Source organism: Streptomyces jumonjinensis (assembly GCF_009600885.1).
GTDB classification, from domain to species: domain Bacteria; phylum Actinomycetota; class Actinomycetes; order Streptomycetales; family Streptomycetaceae; genus Streptomyces; species Streptomyces jumonjinensis.
In genome coordinates, this window is the sequence record NZ_VCLA01000130.1 from 46,745 (window position 1) to 61,197 (window position 14,453).

Annotated in this window: 15 protein-coding genes; 9 read left to right on the forward strand and 6 right to left on the reverse strand. The window is 68.7% G+C overall.

Going from position 1 to position 14,453, the window contains the following annotated elements:
- Positions 1–73 precede the first annotated feature (73 nt).
- Positions 74–1,570, reverse strand: a complete 1,497-nt coding sequence (locus tag FF041_RS15425) for a peptide MFS transporter (RefSeq protein ID WP_153523362.1) — start codon at positions 1,568–1,570, stop codon at positions 74–76.
- A gap of 486 nt (positions 1,571–2,056) precedes the next feature.
- On the opposite strand from FF041_RS15425, the gene FF041_RS15430 reads away from it, so the two are divergent.
- Positions 2,057–2,734: a response regulator transcription factor gene (locus FF041_RS15430; protein ID WP_194292045.1), complete on the forward strand. Its 678-nt coding sequence runs from the start codon at positions 2,057–2,059 to the stop codon at positions 2,732–2,734.
- 231 nt (positions 2,735–2,965) lie between these two features.
- Entirely contained in the window at positions 2,966–4,231 is a 1,266-nt protein-coding gene (locus FF041_RS15435; RefSeq protein ID WP_323371660.1) for an ATP-binding protein, read from the forward strand.
- 24 nt (positions 4,232–4,255) lie between these two features.
- Here the strand turns inward: FF041_RS15435 and FF041_RS15440 are convergent, their stop codons facing one another.
- Positions 4,256–4,771: a GtrA family protein gene (locus tag FF041_RS15440; RefSeq protein ID WP_153523363.1), complete on the reverse strand. Its 516-nt coding sequence runs from the start codon at positions 4,769–4,771 to the stop codon at positions 4,256–4,258.
- 164 nt (positions 4,772–4,935) lie between these two features.
- Between FF041_RS15440 and FF041_RS15445 the strand changes: the two genes are divergently transcribed.
- From FF041_RS15445 to FF041_RS15455, 3 genes are read left to right on the forward strand one after another with little or no spacing between them, the layout of a single operon-like run.
- Positions 4,936–6,075 (forward strand): 5-(carboxyamino)imidazole ribonucleotide synthase, encoded by a 1,140-nt coding sequence (locus FF041_RS15445; protein WP_323371659.1) that lies wholly within the window; start codon positions 4,936–4,938, stop codon positions 6,073–6,075.
- Positions 6,072–6,599, forward strand: coding sequence for a 5-(carboxyamino)imidazole ribonucleotide mutase (purE, locus tag FF041_RS15450; RefSeq protein WP_153483552.1), 528 nt, complete (start codon positions 6,072–6,074; stop codon positions 6,597–6,599). The genes FF041_RS15445 and purE overlap by 4 nt, the downstream gene beginning before the upstream one ends.
- A gap of 6 nt (positions 6,600–6,605) precedes the next feature.
- Complete coding sequence (locus FF041_RS15455) at positions 6,606–7,802, forward strand: dipeptidase (protein ID WP_153523364.1); 1,197 nt, start codon at positions 6,606–6,608, stop codon at positions 7,800–7,802.
- A gap of 86 nt (positions 7,803–7,888) precedes the next feature.
- On the opposite strand, the gene FF041_RS15460 is transcribed toward FF041_RS15455, so the two are convergent.
- Positions 7,889–9,226, reverse strand: a complete 1,338-nt coding sequence (locus tag FF041_RS15460) for a UDP-glucose dehydrogenase family protein (RefSeq protein ID WP_153483550.1) — start codon at positions 9,224–9,226, stop codon at positions 7,889–7,891.
- 194 nt (positions 9,227–9,420) lie between these two features.
- On the opposite strand from FF041_RS15460, the gene FF041_RS15465 reads away from it, so the two are divergent.
- Positions 9,421–10,587 carry an acyl-CoA dehydrogenase family protein gene (locus FF041_RS15465; RefSeq protein ID WP_323391899.1) on the forward strand — a complete coding sequence of 389 codons (1,167 nt, stop codon included), beginning with the start codon at positions 9,421–9,423 and terminating at the stop codon, positions 10,585–10,587.
- 86 nt (positions 10,588–10,673) lie between these two features.
- Here FF041_RS15465 and FF041_RS15470 read toward each other — a convergent pair whose 3' ends face one another.
- Complete coding sequence (locus tag FF041_RS15470; protein WP_323391900.1) at positions 10,674–10,889, reverse strand: DUF397 domain-containing protein; 216 nt, start codon at positions 10,887–10,889, stop codon at positions 10,674–10,676.
- Positions 10,890–11,301: 412 nt separating this feature from the next.
- On the opposite strand from FF041_RS15470, the gene FF041_RS15475 reads away from it, so the two are divergent.
- The 3 genes from FF041_RS15475 to FF041_RS15485 are packed head-to-tail and all read left to right on the forward strand — an operon-like array spanning position 11,302 to position 12,905.
- Positions 11,302–11,556, forward strand: a complete 255-nt coding sequence (locus FF041_RS15475; protein ID WP_153523365.1) for a hypothetical protein — start codon at positions 11,302–11,304, stop codon at positions 11,554–11,556.
- Complete coding sequence (locus FF041_RS15480) at positions 11,528–12,043, forward strand: DUF6879 family protein (RefSeq protein ID WP_153523366.1); 516 nt, start codon at positions 11,528–11,530, stop codon at positions 12,041–12,043. The genes FF041_RS15475 and FF041_RS15480 overlap by 29 nt, the downstream gene beginning before the upstream one ends.
- Positions 12,044–12,056: 13 nt before the next feature.
- Positions 12,057–12,905, forward strand: a complete 849-nt coding sequence (locus tag FF041_RS15485) for a helix-turn-helix domain-containing protein (RefSeq protein ID WP_153523367.1) — start codon at positions 12,057–12,059, stop codon at positions 12,903–12,905.
- 48 nt (positions 12,906–12,953) lie between these two features.
- On the opposite strand, the gene FF041_RS15490 is transcribed toward FF041_RS15485, so the two are convergent.
- Together FF041_RS15490 and FF041_RS15495 are read right to left on the reverse strand one after the other, a co-directional pair.
- Complete coding sequence (locus FF041_RS15490; RefSeq protein ID WP_153523368.1) at positions 12,954–13,529, reverse strand: TetR/AcrR family transcriptional regulator; 576 nt, start codon at positions 13,527–13,529, stop codon at positions 12,954–12,956.
- A gap of 121 nt (positions 13,530–13,650) precedes the next feature.
- Positions 13,651–14,453: LCP family protein (locus tag FF041_RS15495; protein WP_194292046.1), on the reverse strand; the 803-nt coding region annotated here is incomplete at its 5' end.

Genomic DNA, 14,453 nt, shown 5'->3' on the forward strand with positions numbered 1-14,453 from the left:
GGCGAAGGGCCGCCGCACCGGTCGTCTGCCGGTGCGGCGGCCCTTCGCGTACGCCCTCAGGCCAGCGGCGAGATCAGTTCACGCCGCCCATGAGCGGCTTGACCTTCCGCCGCCACATGAAGATCGCGACACCCGCGAGCGCGGCGATCACACCCTGGCTGGCGAACCAGCCTTGAGTATCCGTTGGCGCCCCGATCAGCTGGAGCAGCGCGATGACCGAGTCGCCCGCCGTCACAGCGAGGAACCAGACGCCCATCATCTGGGCGGCGTACTTCTCCGGCGCGAGCTTGGTCGTCAGCGACAGACCCACCGGGGAGAGGCACAGCTCACCCACGGTCTGCATGAAGTAGACCGCGACCAGCCACATCGGCGAGACCTTGGCGTCGCCCGCGGCCATGCCCTGCGCGACCATCATCACGCCGAAGGATCCGCCGACCAGCACCAGCGCGGCGGCGAACTTCGACAGCGTGCTCGGCTCACGGTTCCGCTTGAACAGCGCGACCCAGAGCATGGCGAACAGCGGGGCGAGCGCCATCACGAACAGCGGGTTCAGCGACTGGAACCAGGTGCTCGGGAACTCGAAGCCGAAGAGCGTCGACTCGGTGTCGTTCTTGGCGAAGAGGGAGAGCACCGAACCGGTCTGGTCGTAGATCGCCCAGAACGCGGCGGCGGCCACGAAGAACCAGATGTAGCCCGACATCCGCGTCTGCTCAAGCGCCGACAGATCCTTGTCCCGCTTGATGCGGAACAGGTACCACGTCGGCAGCAGCAGACCGAGGATGGTCAGCGGCCACAGCACCCAGTCGATGGTGAAGACGCCCGCGAGACCGACGATGGCGTATCCGACGGCGGCGATGCCCAGCCAGATCAGGCCCTTGCGGATCAGCGCGGTGCGCTCCTCGGCGGGGAGCGGCGAGGGGACCTTGCTGGACTCCTCGCTCAGGTGGCGGAAGCCCAGGAAGTAGAAGAGCAGACCGATGGCCATGCCCACGCCCGCCATGGCGAAGCCCAGGTGCCAGTCGACCTTCTGGCCGACCCAGCCGATGGTCAGCGGGGCGACGAAGGCACCGAGGTTGATGCCCATGTAGAAGATCGTGAAGCCGCCGTCGCGACGCGGGTCGGTCTTGTCCGGGTAGAGCTGGCCGACCATCGTGGAGATGTTGGCCTTCAGCAGTCCGGAACCGGCGGCGATGAACGCGAGGCCGACGAAGAACAGCGCGTCGACCGGGACCGCCAGCAGGAAGTGGCCGATCATGATGATCACGCCGGCGATGCCCGTCGCCTTGCGCGCGCCCCACAAGCGGTCGCCGAGCCAGCCGCCCGGAAGGGCGAGCAGGTACACCATGGCGTTGTAGACGGAGTAGATCGCGACCGCGGTCGCCATCGTCATACCGAGTCCACCGTCGGCCACCGTGGCCGACAGGTAGAGCACGAGCAGCGCTCGCATACCGTAGAAGCTGTATCGCTCCCACATCTCGGTCATGAACAGATTGGCCAGGCCGCGGGGGTGGCCGAGGAAGGTCGGCTCGGCGGCGGGGCCGGCCGAGGCCTTCGTCAGGCTTGACGCCATGGTCGTTCCTTGCTGTCGGGACGCGCTGCTTCGAGCGGTACGCGCCCGGTGGGGGTGACCGGCACCGGTGAGGGAATTGCCCCGCCCCACGCCTGAGGGGTTCGCCCCGGCTGACGCCGGGGGCGGAGGGACAGACCGCACCGGGATCCACGCCCCGGGGGCGACATTGCGCCCGGGGCCCGGCCCACAGGTCATTCACTGATTACGGGTCCGGCTCTCCGGACCGCGCACAGAGGAGACCCTTGGCGTCACTGCCGCTGCTTGCTGCTGGTTGCGGCAGGCCAAAGGTCTCCGTGTAGTGCTACAGGCGTACTCGACACCATACGACATGACAGTGTCGGATATGGAAGGACTTGAGATATGGATCACAGGTATGGGTGGAACCGTATGCCGTGATTCAAAGGTCGTATCCGGGATGCCACCTGGGACCCGCAGGGCTTGTGGATCACGCCCCGGTGCGTACCTCTCGCGGACTACCATCACTGCATGACCCGTGTACTGCTCGCCGAGGACGACGCATCCATCTCCGAGCCCTTGGCCCGCGCGCTGCGCCGGGAGGGATACGAGGTCGAGGTGCGCGAGGACGGACCGGCCGCGCTCGCCGCGGGTCTGGCGGGCGGCGTCGATCTGGTCGTGCTGGATCTGGGGCTGCCCGGGATGGACGGTCTGGAGGTCGCCAGGCGGCTGCGCGCCGATGGGCACACGGTGCCGATCCTGGTGCTGACGGCCCGCGCGGACGAGGTGGACACCGTGGTGGGCCTCGACGCCGGCGCGGACGACTATGTGACCAAGCCCTTCCGGCTGGCGGAGCTGCTGGCACGGGTGCGGGCGCTGCTGCGGCGCGGGGCGACCGAGCCCGCCCCGGCTCCGGCGACGCACGGGGTGCGGATCGATGTGGAGTCGCACCGCGCGTGGATGGGGGAGGAGGAGCTCCAGCTCACGGCGAAGGAGTTCGATCTGCTCCGGGTGCTGGTGCGGGACGCGGGCCGGGTGGTCACCCGCGACCAGCTGATGCGAGAGGTATGGGACACCACCTGGTGGTCCTCCACCAAGACCCTCGACATGCATATCTCCTGGCTCCGCAAGAAGCTCGGCGACGACGCGGCGAACCCGAGGTATATCGCCACGGTCCGGGGCGTCGGCTTCCGCTTCGAGAAGAGCTGAGCCCCTCCGGCGCGAGCCGGGCCTCTCCGACGGGAGCCGAGCCCCTTCGAGAGGACCCAAGCCCCACCGGCGCGAGCCGGGCCCCTTCGAGAAGACGAGAAGATACGAGCCTCATCGGCGAGAGCCAGGTCCGAAGAGGTCCGAAGAGGGCCGAAGCGGTCCGAAGAAGACCGCAGAGGGCCGAAGCCCGTCGATGAGAGCCGAGCCCCGCGACACCACCCGGAGGCCCCCGTGCGCCGACGACTCATCAACTCCACCCTCGCCGTCGTCCTCGTCGTCATCGCCGTCTTCGGCGTCTCCCTGGTGATCGTCGAGACCCGCACCATCACCAGCAGCGCCGAGGAGAGCGTCGAGTCCGAGGCCCTCCGCCTCGCCAGCATCGTCGACAGCCGGCTCATCGGCGGCGAGCCCATCAACCCCGACATCCTCGCCGAGCAGAGCGGCACCAAGCGGTACGCCAGGATCGAGATCCCCGGGCGGAGCCCCATCGAGATCGGCGAGCGCCCCGAGGGCGGTGTCATCGAGGCCACCGCCTTCGGCGAGGAGAACGAGACCGTCACCGTCGAGGTGCCCCGCACCTCCATCACCGACGAGGTCGGCCGCAGCCTTCTGATCATCGGCGGGGTCGCGGTCATCGCGATCATCGCCGCGATCCTGCTCGCCGTACGGCAGGGCAACCGGCTCGCCTCCCCGCTCACCGATCTCGCCGAGACCGCCGAGCGCCTCGGCTCCGGCGACCCGCGCCCCCGCCACCGCCGCTACGGCGTCCCCGAACTCGACCGGGTCGCCGACGTCCTCGACTCCAGCGCCGAGCGGATCGCCCGGATGCTCACCGCCGAACGCAGACTCGCGGCCGACGCCTCGCATCAGCTCCGTACGCCGCTGACCGCGCTCTCCATGCGGCTGGAGGAGATCTCCGCCACCGACGACCCCGCCACCGTCAAGGAGGAGGCGAGCATCGCGCTCGCCCAGGTCGAGCGGCTCACCGACGTGGTCCAGCGGCTGCTGACCAATTCCCGCGACCCCCGCACCGGCTCCGCGATCGTCTTCGATCTCGACGAGGTGGTGAAACAGCAGATGGCCGAGTGGCGCTCCGCCTACCGCAGCGCGGGCCGCGCCCTGGTCTGCTCCGGGAAGCAGGGGATGCGCGCGGTGGGCACCCCCGGCGCCGTCGCCCAGGTGCTGGCCGCGCTGATCGAGAACTCGCTGATGCACGGCGGCGGCACGGTCGCCCTGCGCACCCGGGTCACCGGCAATCAGGCGGTGATCGAGGTGACCGACGAGGGCCCCGGGGTGCCCGCCGATCTCGGTGCGCGGATCTTCGAGCGGAGCATCAGCGGACGGAACTCCACCGGCATCGGACTGGCCGTCGCCCGCGATCTCGCCGAGGCGGACGGCGGCCGGCTGGAGATGCTCCAGCAGCACCCCCCGGTCTTCGCCCTCTTTCTGAGCCGGGTCCCGCGCAGCCGCAAGGACAGCCCCCCGACCATCCGCTGAACCCGTCCCGGGCCGGATCGGGGCTCAGGGGCGCGGAGCCACCCCGTGCGGATCGACCGGTCCCCGCTCCAGGAACGATTCAGCCGTGTGCACCGCCTCCCGCGTGGGCAGCGCCCGGAACACCCACGTCCGGTACGACCAGAAGCGGAAGAGGGTCGCGACCCCGATCCCGAAGAACTTGAAGAAATTGCTCTGGAGCGGGCTGTCCCAGTCGAACCCATAGGTCGCCGCGTAGAGAATGCCGTTCTCGATCGCCATGCCGACCACGCTGAACAGCAGAAAGAGCGAGAGCTCCCGGGTGCGCCCGCTCTTGTCGCGGTCACGGTAGGTGAAGTAGCGGTACCCCAGGTAGTTGAAGATGATCGCGACCGCGTTCGCCACCAGGGACGCCCGCACCACCGGGACCTCGGTGGTCGCGCGTACGAGATTGAAGACGGCGAGGTTGACGATCACACCCGTGCCTCCCACCGCCCCGAACTTGGCGACTTCGCGCATGAGCTGATCGAACTGCATGCGCAGCGCTCCGCCTCGTTCACTCATAGTGAGAGTCCAGCTCCATCGGATCGACGTCGTCAACCCCGTCATGCTAACCAGCGGCCCATGCCCCGCCCGGTCACCTGAATGATGGTGTGGCGAGGCTGTGACAGGAGGGCCGTCCGTGTGGCCCCCGGGGCCGCCGCGCGGGCGGCCGATACTCTAAGAGGGTGACGTTCCCGGTAGTCGGCATGGTCGGCGGCGGTCAGCTCGCCCGTATGACCCACGAGGCGGGCATCCCCCTCGGCATCCGTTTCAAGCTCCTCAGCGATTCCCCGCAGGACTCGGCGGCCCAAGTGGTCGGCGAGGTCGTCATCGGCGACTATCGCGACCTGGACACGCTCCGTGAGTTCGCGCGGGGCTGCGATGTGATCACTTTCGATCACGAACATGTCCCGATCGAACACCTCCGGGCGCTGGAGGCGGATGGAATCCCGGTCCGCCCCGGCCCCGACGCGCTGGTCCACGCCCAGGACAAGGGGGTGATGCGCGCCCGGCTCAGGGAGCTCGGCGCCCCCTGCCCCCGTAACCGCATCGTGGCCGATCCCGCGGATGTGACGGTGTTCGCCGAGGAGGTCGGCGGCTTCCCCGTCATCCTCAAGACCGTGCGCGGCGGCTACGACGGCAAAGGCGTGTGGTTCGTCCGTACGCCCGAGGAGGCGGCGGACCCCTTCCTCGCGGGCGTGCCCGTCCTCGCCGAGGAGAAGGTCGACTTCGTCCGCGAGCTGGCCGCGAACATCGTCCGCTCCCCGCACGGCCAGGCCGTCGCCTACCCCGTGGTCGAATCCCGTCAGGTGGACGGCGTCTGCGACACGGTGATCGCCCCCGCGCCCGATCTGGACGAGGAACTCGCGGGCCAGGCCCAGCGGCTCGCCCTCACCCTCGCCGCCGAGCTCGGCGTCGTCGGCCATCTCGCGGTCGAGCTCTTCGAGACCGCCGACGGCCGCATCCTGGTCAACGAGTTCGCCATGCGCCCGCACAACTCCGGCCACTGGACCCAGGACGGCGCCGTCACCTCCCAGTTCGCCAACCATGTACGGGCCGTGCTCGACCTCCCGCTCGGCGACCCCCGCCCGCGCGCGCCGTGGACCGTGATGTGCAATGTGCTCGGCGGCGACTACCCGGACATGTACGCGGCGTATCTGCACTGCATGGCCCGGGACCCGCAGCTGAAAATCCATATGTACGGCAAGGACGTCAAGCCCGGTCGCAAGGTGGGGCACGTCAACACCTACGGCGACGATCTCGCGGACGTCCGCGAGCGCGCCCGCCACGCGGCCGACTACCTCAGAGGAACGATCACCGAATGAGCACTGCCCCGCTGGTTGGCATCGCGATGGGTTCCGACTCGGACTGGACCGTGATGGAGGCCGCCGCCCAGGCCCTCACCGAGTTCGAGATCCCCTTCGAGGTCGATGTGCTCTCCGCGCACCGGATGCCGGCAGAGATGATCGCGTACGGCGAGGCCGCCGACGCCCGTGGGCTGAAGGTGCTGATCGCGGGAGCGGGCGGAGCGGCCCATCTCCCGGGCATGCTCGCCTCCGTGACCCCGCTGCCGGTGATCGGAGTCCCGGTCCCGCTGAAGTACCTCGACGGCATGGACTCGCTGCTGTCGATCGTCCAGATGCCGGCCGGGGTCCCCGTCGCCACCGTCTCCATTGCCGGCGCGCGGAACGCCGGACTGCTCGCGGCGCGCGTCCTCGCCGCCCACGACCCCGAACTGCGCTCCCGGATGAAGGACTTCCAGCAGCAGCTGAACGAGCAGGCCACCGAGAAGGGCAAGCGACTGCGGGCCAAGGTCGCAGGTGCGGACAGCTTCGGCTTCGGGAAGTAATCCGCCATGGACACCGCTTCCCCCTACCTCGGCCGCGCGCAGGAACTGCTCGCCGCCCACCCCGTGGTCGACGGCCACAACGACCTCCCGTGGGCGCTGCGCAAGAACGTCCGCTACGACCTGGACCGCCTCGACCTCTCCGCCGACCAGACCGGCGTACTCCACACCGATCTGCCCCGGCTGCGCGCCGGCGGGGTCGGCGCCCAGTTCTGGTCGGTGTACGTCACCTGCTCAATGTCCGGCGACGACGCGGTCAGCGCCACCCTGGAGCAGATCGACGGCGTCCAGCAGATGCTGGAGCGCTACCCCGCCGAACTGGCACGGGCGCTGACCGCCGACGACATGGAGCGGGCGCGCGCGGCGGGCCGTATCGCCTCCCTGATGGGGGCCGAGGGCGGCCACTCGATCAACAACTCGCTCGCGACGCTGCGCGCGCTGTACGAGCTGGGCGTGCGCTATATGACGCTCACCCACAACGACAACGTGCCGTGGGCGGACTCGGCCACCGACGAGCCCGCCGTGGGCGGGCTCTCGCCCTTCGGCCGTGAGGTCGTACGGGAGATGAACCGGCTCGGGATGCTGGTCGACCTCTCCCATGTGGCGGCCACGACCATGCGGGACGCGCTGGACGCCACCACCGCCCCGGTGATCTTCTCGCACTCCTCCGCCCGCGCGGTCTGCGACCACGTACGCAACATCCCGGACGATGTGCTGGAGCGGCTGTCCGGCAACGGCGGCGTCGCGATGGCCACCTTCGTACCGAAGTTCATCCTCCCGGCGGCGGTCGAGTGGACCCTGGCGGCCGACGACAACCTGCGGGCGCACGGCTACCACCCGCTGGACATGTCACCGGAGGCGATGAAGCTCCACGCGGCCTTCGAGGAGGCCCGTCCGCGCCCGGTGGCGACCGCGGCGACGGTCGCCGACCATCTCGACCATATGCGCGAGGCGGCGGGCGTCGACCACATCGGCATCGGCGGCGACTTCGACGGCACCGCCTTCGTCCCGGACGGTCTGGACGATGTGTCGGGCTACCCCAACCTGATCGCGGAGCTGCTGCGCCGCGGCTGGTCCGAGCCCGATCTCGCGAAGCTGACCTGGAAGAACGCGGTACGGGTGCTGCGCGACGCGGAAGCGGTGGCCCGGGACGAACGGGCCCGCCGCGGCCCGTCCAACGCCGTCATCGCCGACCTGGACGCCTGACCGGCGGGGGTACGGGGCGGTGGCCCCGTACCCCTGTATCCCTCTGGCCCCTCTGGCTCAGGCGGTCGGGCGGGTATCTCCCTGGCTCAGGCGGTCGGGCGGCCCATCGCCCGGTAGACCCAGCCCGCCTCGCGCCACTTCACCGGGTCCAGCGCGTTCCGCCCGTCCAGCAGGATCCGGGAGGTGGTGACCGACCCCAGCTCCGCCGGGTCCAGCTCGCGGAACTCGCGCCACTCCGTCAGATGCAGCACCACATCCGCGCCGCGCACCGCCTCCAGGGCCGTGTCCGCGTACCCCAGCGTCGGGAAGAGGAGGCGCGCGTTCGCCATCCCCTTGGGGTCGTAGACCGTGACCTGACCGCCCTGGAGATGGATCTGCCCCGCCACGTTCAGCGCGGGCGAGTCGCGTACGTCGTCCGAGTCCGGCTTGAACGCCGCCCCCAGCACCGCCACCCGCTTGCCGAGGAACGAGCCGCCGCCCACGGCCTCCCGCGCCAGCTCGACCATATGGCCGCGCCGCCGCATATTGATGGAGTCGACCTCGCGCAGAAACGTCAGCGCCTGGTCCGCGCCCAGCTCGCCCGCGCGCGCCATGAACGCGCGGATGTCCTTGGGCAGACAGCCGCCGCCGAAGCCGATGCCCGCACGCAGGAACTTCGAGCCGATGCGCTCGTCGTGCCCGATGGCCTCCGCCAGCTTCACCACATCGCCGCCCGCGGCCTCGCAGACCTCGGCCATCGCGTTGATGAAGGAGATCTTCGTCGCCAGGAAGGAGTTCGCGGAGGTCTTCACCAGCTCGGCGGTCGGGAAGTCGGTCACCACGAGCGGCGACCCTTCCGCGATCGGCGTCGCGTACACCTCGCGCAGCAGCTTCTCGGCCCGCTCGCTGCCCACGCCCACCACGATCCGGTCCGGGTGGAGCGTGTCGTTCACGGCGAAGCCCTCGCGCAGGAACTCCGGGTTCCAGGCCAGTTCCACCTCGCCGGGAGCCTGCTCGGCCAGCAGCTTCGCCAGCCGGTCCGCGCTGCCGACCGGCACCGTCGACTTGCCGACCACCAGCGCGGGCCGGGTCAGCAGCGGGGCGAGCGAGGAGAACGCGGCGTCGACGTACGACATGTCGCAGGCGTACTCGCCGTGTTTCTGCGGGGTGTTCACACAGACGAAGTGGACGTCGCCGAAGTCCGCGACCTCCTCCCAGGAGGTGGTGAAGCGCAGCCGCCCGCTCGCTCCGTCGAGCCCGGCGACATGGCGGGAGAGCAGTTCTTCGAGCCCCGGCTCGTACATGGGGACCCGGCCGGCGGAGAGCATCGCGATCTTCTCGGGCACCACATCGAGACCCAGTACCTCGAAGCCCAGTTCCGCCATGGCCGCGGCGTGCGTGGCCCCGAGGTAGCCGGTGCCGATCACAGTGATCCTGAGGGCCATACGGTTGCTCCAGACAGCAGAGACCGACGTTCGGCTCGCCGTCGTCGGAGGTGGTGGTCGGGTTCGCGCCCCGAGCATAGTCGTGCCTGCCGTGGGCAGGTTTGCGCCTGTCGGCAAGCTCACGTATGCCCGCCGGACGCCCGCGTCTAAAATTGGTTACTTAACGGTAGTTAGCGCTTTGGGGAGTGAGTAACGTGGCCGGAACGCCTGGTAAGTCGGATTTTGACCTGTACCGCCTGTCCGAGGAGCACGACGCGCTCCGCGACGCCATCCGCTCGCTCTCCGAGGCGAAGATCGCCCCCTTCGCTGCCGAGGTGGACGAGGACTCCCGCTTCCCGCAGGAGGCGCTCGACGCCCTGGTCGCCAGCGATCTGCACGCCGTCCACGTCCCCGAGGAGTACGGCGGCGCGGGAGCCGACGCGCTCGCCACCGTCATCGTCATCGAGGAGGTCGCCCGGGTCTGCGCCTCCTCCTCGCTGATCCCCGCCGTCAACAAGCTCGGCTCGCTCCCGGTGATCCTCTCCGGCTCCGAGGAGCTCAAGCGCGCCTACCTCCGCCCGCTCGCCCAGGGCGACGCGATGTTCTCGTACTGCCTCTCCGAGCCGGACGCCGGCTCGGACGCGGCGGGCATGAAGACCCGGGCGGTCCGCGACGGCGACACGTACGTCCTCAACGGCGTGAAGCGCTGGATCACCAACGCCGGGGTCTCCGAGTACTACACGGTCATGGCCGTCACCGACCCCGAGAAGCGCTCCAAGGGCATCTCGGCCTTCGTGGTCGAGAAGTCGGACCCGGGCGTCTCCTTCGGCGCACCGGAGAAGAAGCTCGGCATCAAGGGCTCCCCGACCCGCGAGGTCTACCTCGACAACGTCCGCATCCCGGCCGACCGCATGATCGGCGAAGAGGGCACCGGCTTCGCCACCGCGATGAAGACCCTGGACCACACCCGCATCACCATCGCGGCCCAGGCCCTCGGCATCGCCCAGGGCGCACTCGACTACGCCAAGGGCTATGTCCAGGAGCGCAAGCAGTTCGGCAAGCCGATCGCCGACTTCCAGGGCATACAGTTCATGCTCGCCGACATGGCCATGAAGCTGGAGGCGGCCCGCCAGCTCACCTACGCCGCCGCCGCCAAGTCGGAGCGCGTCGACAGCGACCTGACCTTCTTCGGCGCGGCGGCGAAGTGCTTCGCCTCCGACGCCGCCATGGAGATCACCACCGACGCCGTCCAGCTCCTCGGCGGCTACGGCTACACCCGCGACTACCCGGTCGAGCGCATGATGCGCGACGCGAAGATCACCCAGATTTATGAAGGCACGAACCAGGTCCAGCGGATCGTCATGGCGAGGAACCTGCCGTAACTCCGCCTGCCTCTGGCCGGCCAGAGCGATGGGCCCCGGCACCGGATCACTCCGGCCGGGGCCCAGATGCGTTCAGGCTTCACACCTCAGCGGCCGGGGAACTCTCCGCCCTTGACCGCGCCCACGAACGAGGACCACGCCGTCCCTTCGACGGACACGACCGGGCCGTCCGCGACCTTGCTGTCACGAACGGGAACGACGCCAGGGAAGTCGTCGCTGACCTCCACGCAGCTTCCACCGCTCGCGCCACTGTGGCTCGATTTCCGCCACTGTGCATCGTGGAGGTCTCGCTTACTGATCACGTTCGAACTCCTTTGCCGCTTCCTCTAGCAGGGCGAGCGACGCCGCTACTGGCAGAGTGTCACCTAGGGCGAGATCGTAGGCCGACTCGCAGTCTTCAACTACTGCCGGATTTATTGAACTCGGCCCCTCTACGGGGAGCTGTACAGGTCGGTCGTGGTTGTGTCCTTCCTGCTCTGCGTCAGGGCCGGATGCGGAGTCGGCCAGTCCGCGCCCCTGACGGACGAAAGCCTGTAGCGGTGCTCCGTACCACTCGGCGCAGGGGCGACCCTAGGGAGATCGCTGGCGAGGCGGCCACATTCTTGCATGAACTTGCACACCAATTGTCATGACTGGTGCCGGTATTGACGCTGCATCCGCTGCTCAGGGAAGCTCATACAAGCCCGAGCAACCACCTGGACCAGGGAGCCGGCCATGGCCGTAGAGTTTGTCGGAATCGACCCGAACACCGATCGGGACCACTGCCCCACCGTGTGGGCGGACGCGGAAGCTCAGGAGATCTTGTTGCAGGGGTGGAAGCCGAGCACCGAGACTCATGAGGAGTGCGAGGCGAGCAGCCCGGCGAACAATCCGGTGCCGGACAGCGAGGCCATCGTCAGGATTCCTGCCCGGATGATTCCGATGATCAGGGAGGCGTGTGATGCCGTCGAGCGTGCCCAGCTTCGCTGAGCTGCTTGGCCGGTGCGAGCGATCTGCCGTCCACCTGGAGTTGCGCGACTCCTACGCACCGACAGATCGGTTCGAGGCATGGAGGCGCGGTGAGCGGATCAACTGGGAGGACCGCGATTCCTGGTGGCATCCCTACGACCAATTGATCACGGATGCCGTGGCCCGGGGCGTGTCTGTCCGCCGGGCCAGGGTGGTCTCCCAGCCCGTATCGGACTACATCCGGTGGGAGCACTACGTCACCCATGCCAACGTCACTGCGGGCGAGGAAGTCCGGTGGCTGCCACGCCGACGATCCACGAGCATCCCTCTGCCGGGAAACGACTTCTGGCTTTTCGACGGCGCGCTTCTCCGTGTGCACCACTTCTCCGGTGATGGAGCGGTGGTCGAGGACGAGATTACGGACGACCCGGAGACCGTGAAGCTGTGCTCCGCTGCCTTTGAAGCGGTCTGGGAGCGAGCGATCCCGCACCACCTGTACGAGATCTGACGAAATCGGCTCCATGCCCCCACACCCCTCCTCAAGCGTCCAGAAGGCCCGCGAAGAGATCGCCGGCCGTCTACGCGAGATCCGGAGGGATGCTGGGTTCAGCGGGCGGGAGCTGGCAGTCAGATGCGGCTGGTCGGAGTCGAAGTCGTCCCGGATCGAGAATGCGAAGACACCCCCCTCCGACTCGGACATCCGATCGTGGTGCCGAGCCTGCGCCGTTGACGATCAGGCCCCTGACCTGATCGCAGCGAACAGGCAATCAGCTGATGCCCACGTTCAGTGGAGACGACTTCAGCGGAGCGGACTCCGTCGTCTGCAAGAGTCCACGGGGGACCTGTACCAGCAGACCAGGATGTTCCGGGTCTACGTCTCCGACGTGATCCCCGGATTCCTTCAGACGCCCGGGTACGCAGCAGCCCTGCTGTCGTCCATCGCAGGCTTCCGGGGAACCCCGGACGACGTGAGCGATGCCGTGGTGGCTCGCATACGACGAAACGCGGTGCTGAACCATGGCGCCCGGCGCTTCTCCTTCGTACTGGAGGAAGCCGTACTGCGGTACCGGATGTGCAGTGCCGAGACCATGGCGGCGCAGCTTGGTCACCTACTCGGGGTGATGGACCTCCAGAACATTGCCGTGGGCATCGTCCCGTTCTCGGAGCAACGGACCGTATGGCCCATGCCAACCTTCACGATCTTCGATGACGTCAGGGTGCACGCGGGCACGCTGGATGCCGCCTCCACACTTACTGAGCCCAGTCAGGTCGAGCTGTACGCCCGGGCCTTCGACCGGCTCTCACACGGGGCTGCGCGGGGCGCTGCGGCACGTTCACTCGTAGTGGGTGCGTTAGCGTCCCTGGACTGAGTGCGGATGCATCCGGCCGGGGCCGGCCGGAGGATCGGGACCAGGGGCTCACCCCCCGTCCGGCACCGCCGCCGTCAGCAGTGCCCTCGCCGCCTCCCTCGCCTGCCCCGCCGGCTCCGGGGAGCCGCTGATCCCCGCCGTCGCCATCGCGCCGTTCGCCAGGATGGACAGCTGGTCCGCGAGATACCCGGGGTCGGGTGCGCCCAGCTCGGCGGTGAGTGCGGCGAAGTACTCGCGTACCGCCGCTTTGTGCGTGCGGGCGATCTCCGAGACGCTCTCGGAGACGCCGCCGATCTCGCCATACGCGTTGATGAAGGCGCACCCCCGGAAGCCGGGCTCGGCGAACCAGTCGGCGAGGTAGTCGAAGACCGCGAGGATCCGCTCGCGGGGGGTGTCCGCATGGGTCGCGCCATGGGCCGCGATGGCCTGCCGCAGCTCGGTGTCACGGCGGCGCAGCACGGCTTCGACCAGGGCGTCCTTGGAGGGGAAGACCTGGTAGAGGCGTTTGAGCGAGACCCCGGAGGCCGTACGGATGGCGTCCATGCCCACCGCCTGCACCCCGCGCTCCTCGAACAGCGTCCGGGCCGTCTCCAGCACCCTCAGCTCGGCGGTCTCCGCGTCCATATCCGCTCACTCCTTGCCGGGCCCACCGGGAGAACCATCGTTCTTCGGACTGTACAGGCCCCTGAGGCACGGAGAACCCGCCCCGGCGCTGCCGGGACGGGCCCCTGAGGCGTCCGGGAGGTCAGTTGCCCGACACCGTCACCTTCTCGTCGTTCTGGATCTCCTTGACGATCTGGTCCATCTTCGCCTTGTCCCAGACCAGATTCCCGCCCCGGCTGCCCGAGACCGGCATGTTCAGCGACTTGCCGTCACCGCCCGTGACGCCCTTCATCGCGAAGAACATCTGGCTCAGATCCCACAGCGACATGTCCTTGTCCACGACCAGCGTGTCCAGGCCCGCGCCCATCACCGGGTAGAGCTTGAACGGATTGAGGATCGTGCCCACCGTCGCGGTCTGGCTCGCCAGCGCCGCCAGGAACTTCTGCTGGTTCTTCGTCCGCGCGAGATCCGCCTCCGCGAACGCGTAACGGGTCCGTACGAACGCCAGCGCCTGCTCGCCGCTCAGGATCTGCTTGCCCGCGTCGAAGTCCGCGCCCGACTTCTCGTCCTTGAACCCCTTCGGGATGTCCATCTCCACCCCGCCGATCGCGTCCACGATGTTGGCGAAGCCCGCGAACCCGATCTCGGCGTAGTGGTCGATGCGCAGATGGGTGTTGTGCTCCACCGTGCGCACCAGCAGCTCAGGACCGTCCTCCGCGTACGCCGCGTTCAGCTTGACCCGGCGGCCCTGGTTCGGGAAGAGCTTGCCGGAGTCCGAGCCCTTGAACGAGGGGATCTCCACATCCGAGTCACGCGGCAGCGAGATCATCGTGGTGCCGCCGGAGCAGTCGGCGAGGATCATCATCGAGTCGGTCCGCTTGCCCTCGGCGGAGCCGGTGCGCAGCCGCTTCTTGTCCTCGGACGACATGCCCGCGCGGCTGTCCG

Coding starts and splice junctions, on each gene's coding strand:
- FF041_RS15460 (WP_153483550.1), bottom strand. CDS start 9,226: ATGGCCCTCAGGATCACTGTGATCGGCACCGGCTACCTCGGGGCCACG.
- FF041_RS15425 (WP_153523362.1), bottom strand. CDS start 1,570: ATGGCGTCAAGCCTGACGAAGGCCTCGGCCGGCCCCGCCGCCGAGCCG.
- FF041_RS15455 (WP_153523364.1), top strand. CDS start 6,606: ATGGACACCGCTTCCCCCTACCTCGGCCGCGCGCAGGAACTGCTCGCC.
- FF041_RS15480 (WP_153523366.1), top strand. CDS start 11,528: ATGCCGTCGAGCGTGCCCAGCTTCGCTGAGCTGCTTGGCCGGTGCGAG.
- FF041_RS15490 (WP_153523368.1), bottom strand. CDS start 13,529: ATGGACGCGGAGACCGCCGAGCTGAGGGTGCTGGAGACGGCCCGGACG.
- FF041_RS15430 (WP_194292045.1), top strand. CDS start 2,057: ATGACCCGTGTACTGCTCGCCGAGGACGACGCATCCATCTCCGAGCCC.
- FF041_RS15475 (WP_153523365.1), top strand. CDS start 11,302: ATGGCCGTAGAGTTTGTCGGAATCGACCCGAACACCGATCGGGACCAC.
- FF041_RS15440 (WP_153523363.1), bottom strand. CDS start 4,771: ATGAGTGAACGAGGCGGAGCGCTGCGCATGCAGTTCGATCAGCTCATG.
- purE (WP_153483552.1), top strand. CDS start 6,072: ATGAGCACTGCCCCGCTGGTTGGCATCGCGATGGGTTCCGACTCGGAC.
- FF041_RS15485 (WP_153523367.1), top strand. CDS start 12,057: ATGCCCCCACACCCCTCCTCAAGCGTCCAGAAGGCCCGCGAAGAGATC.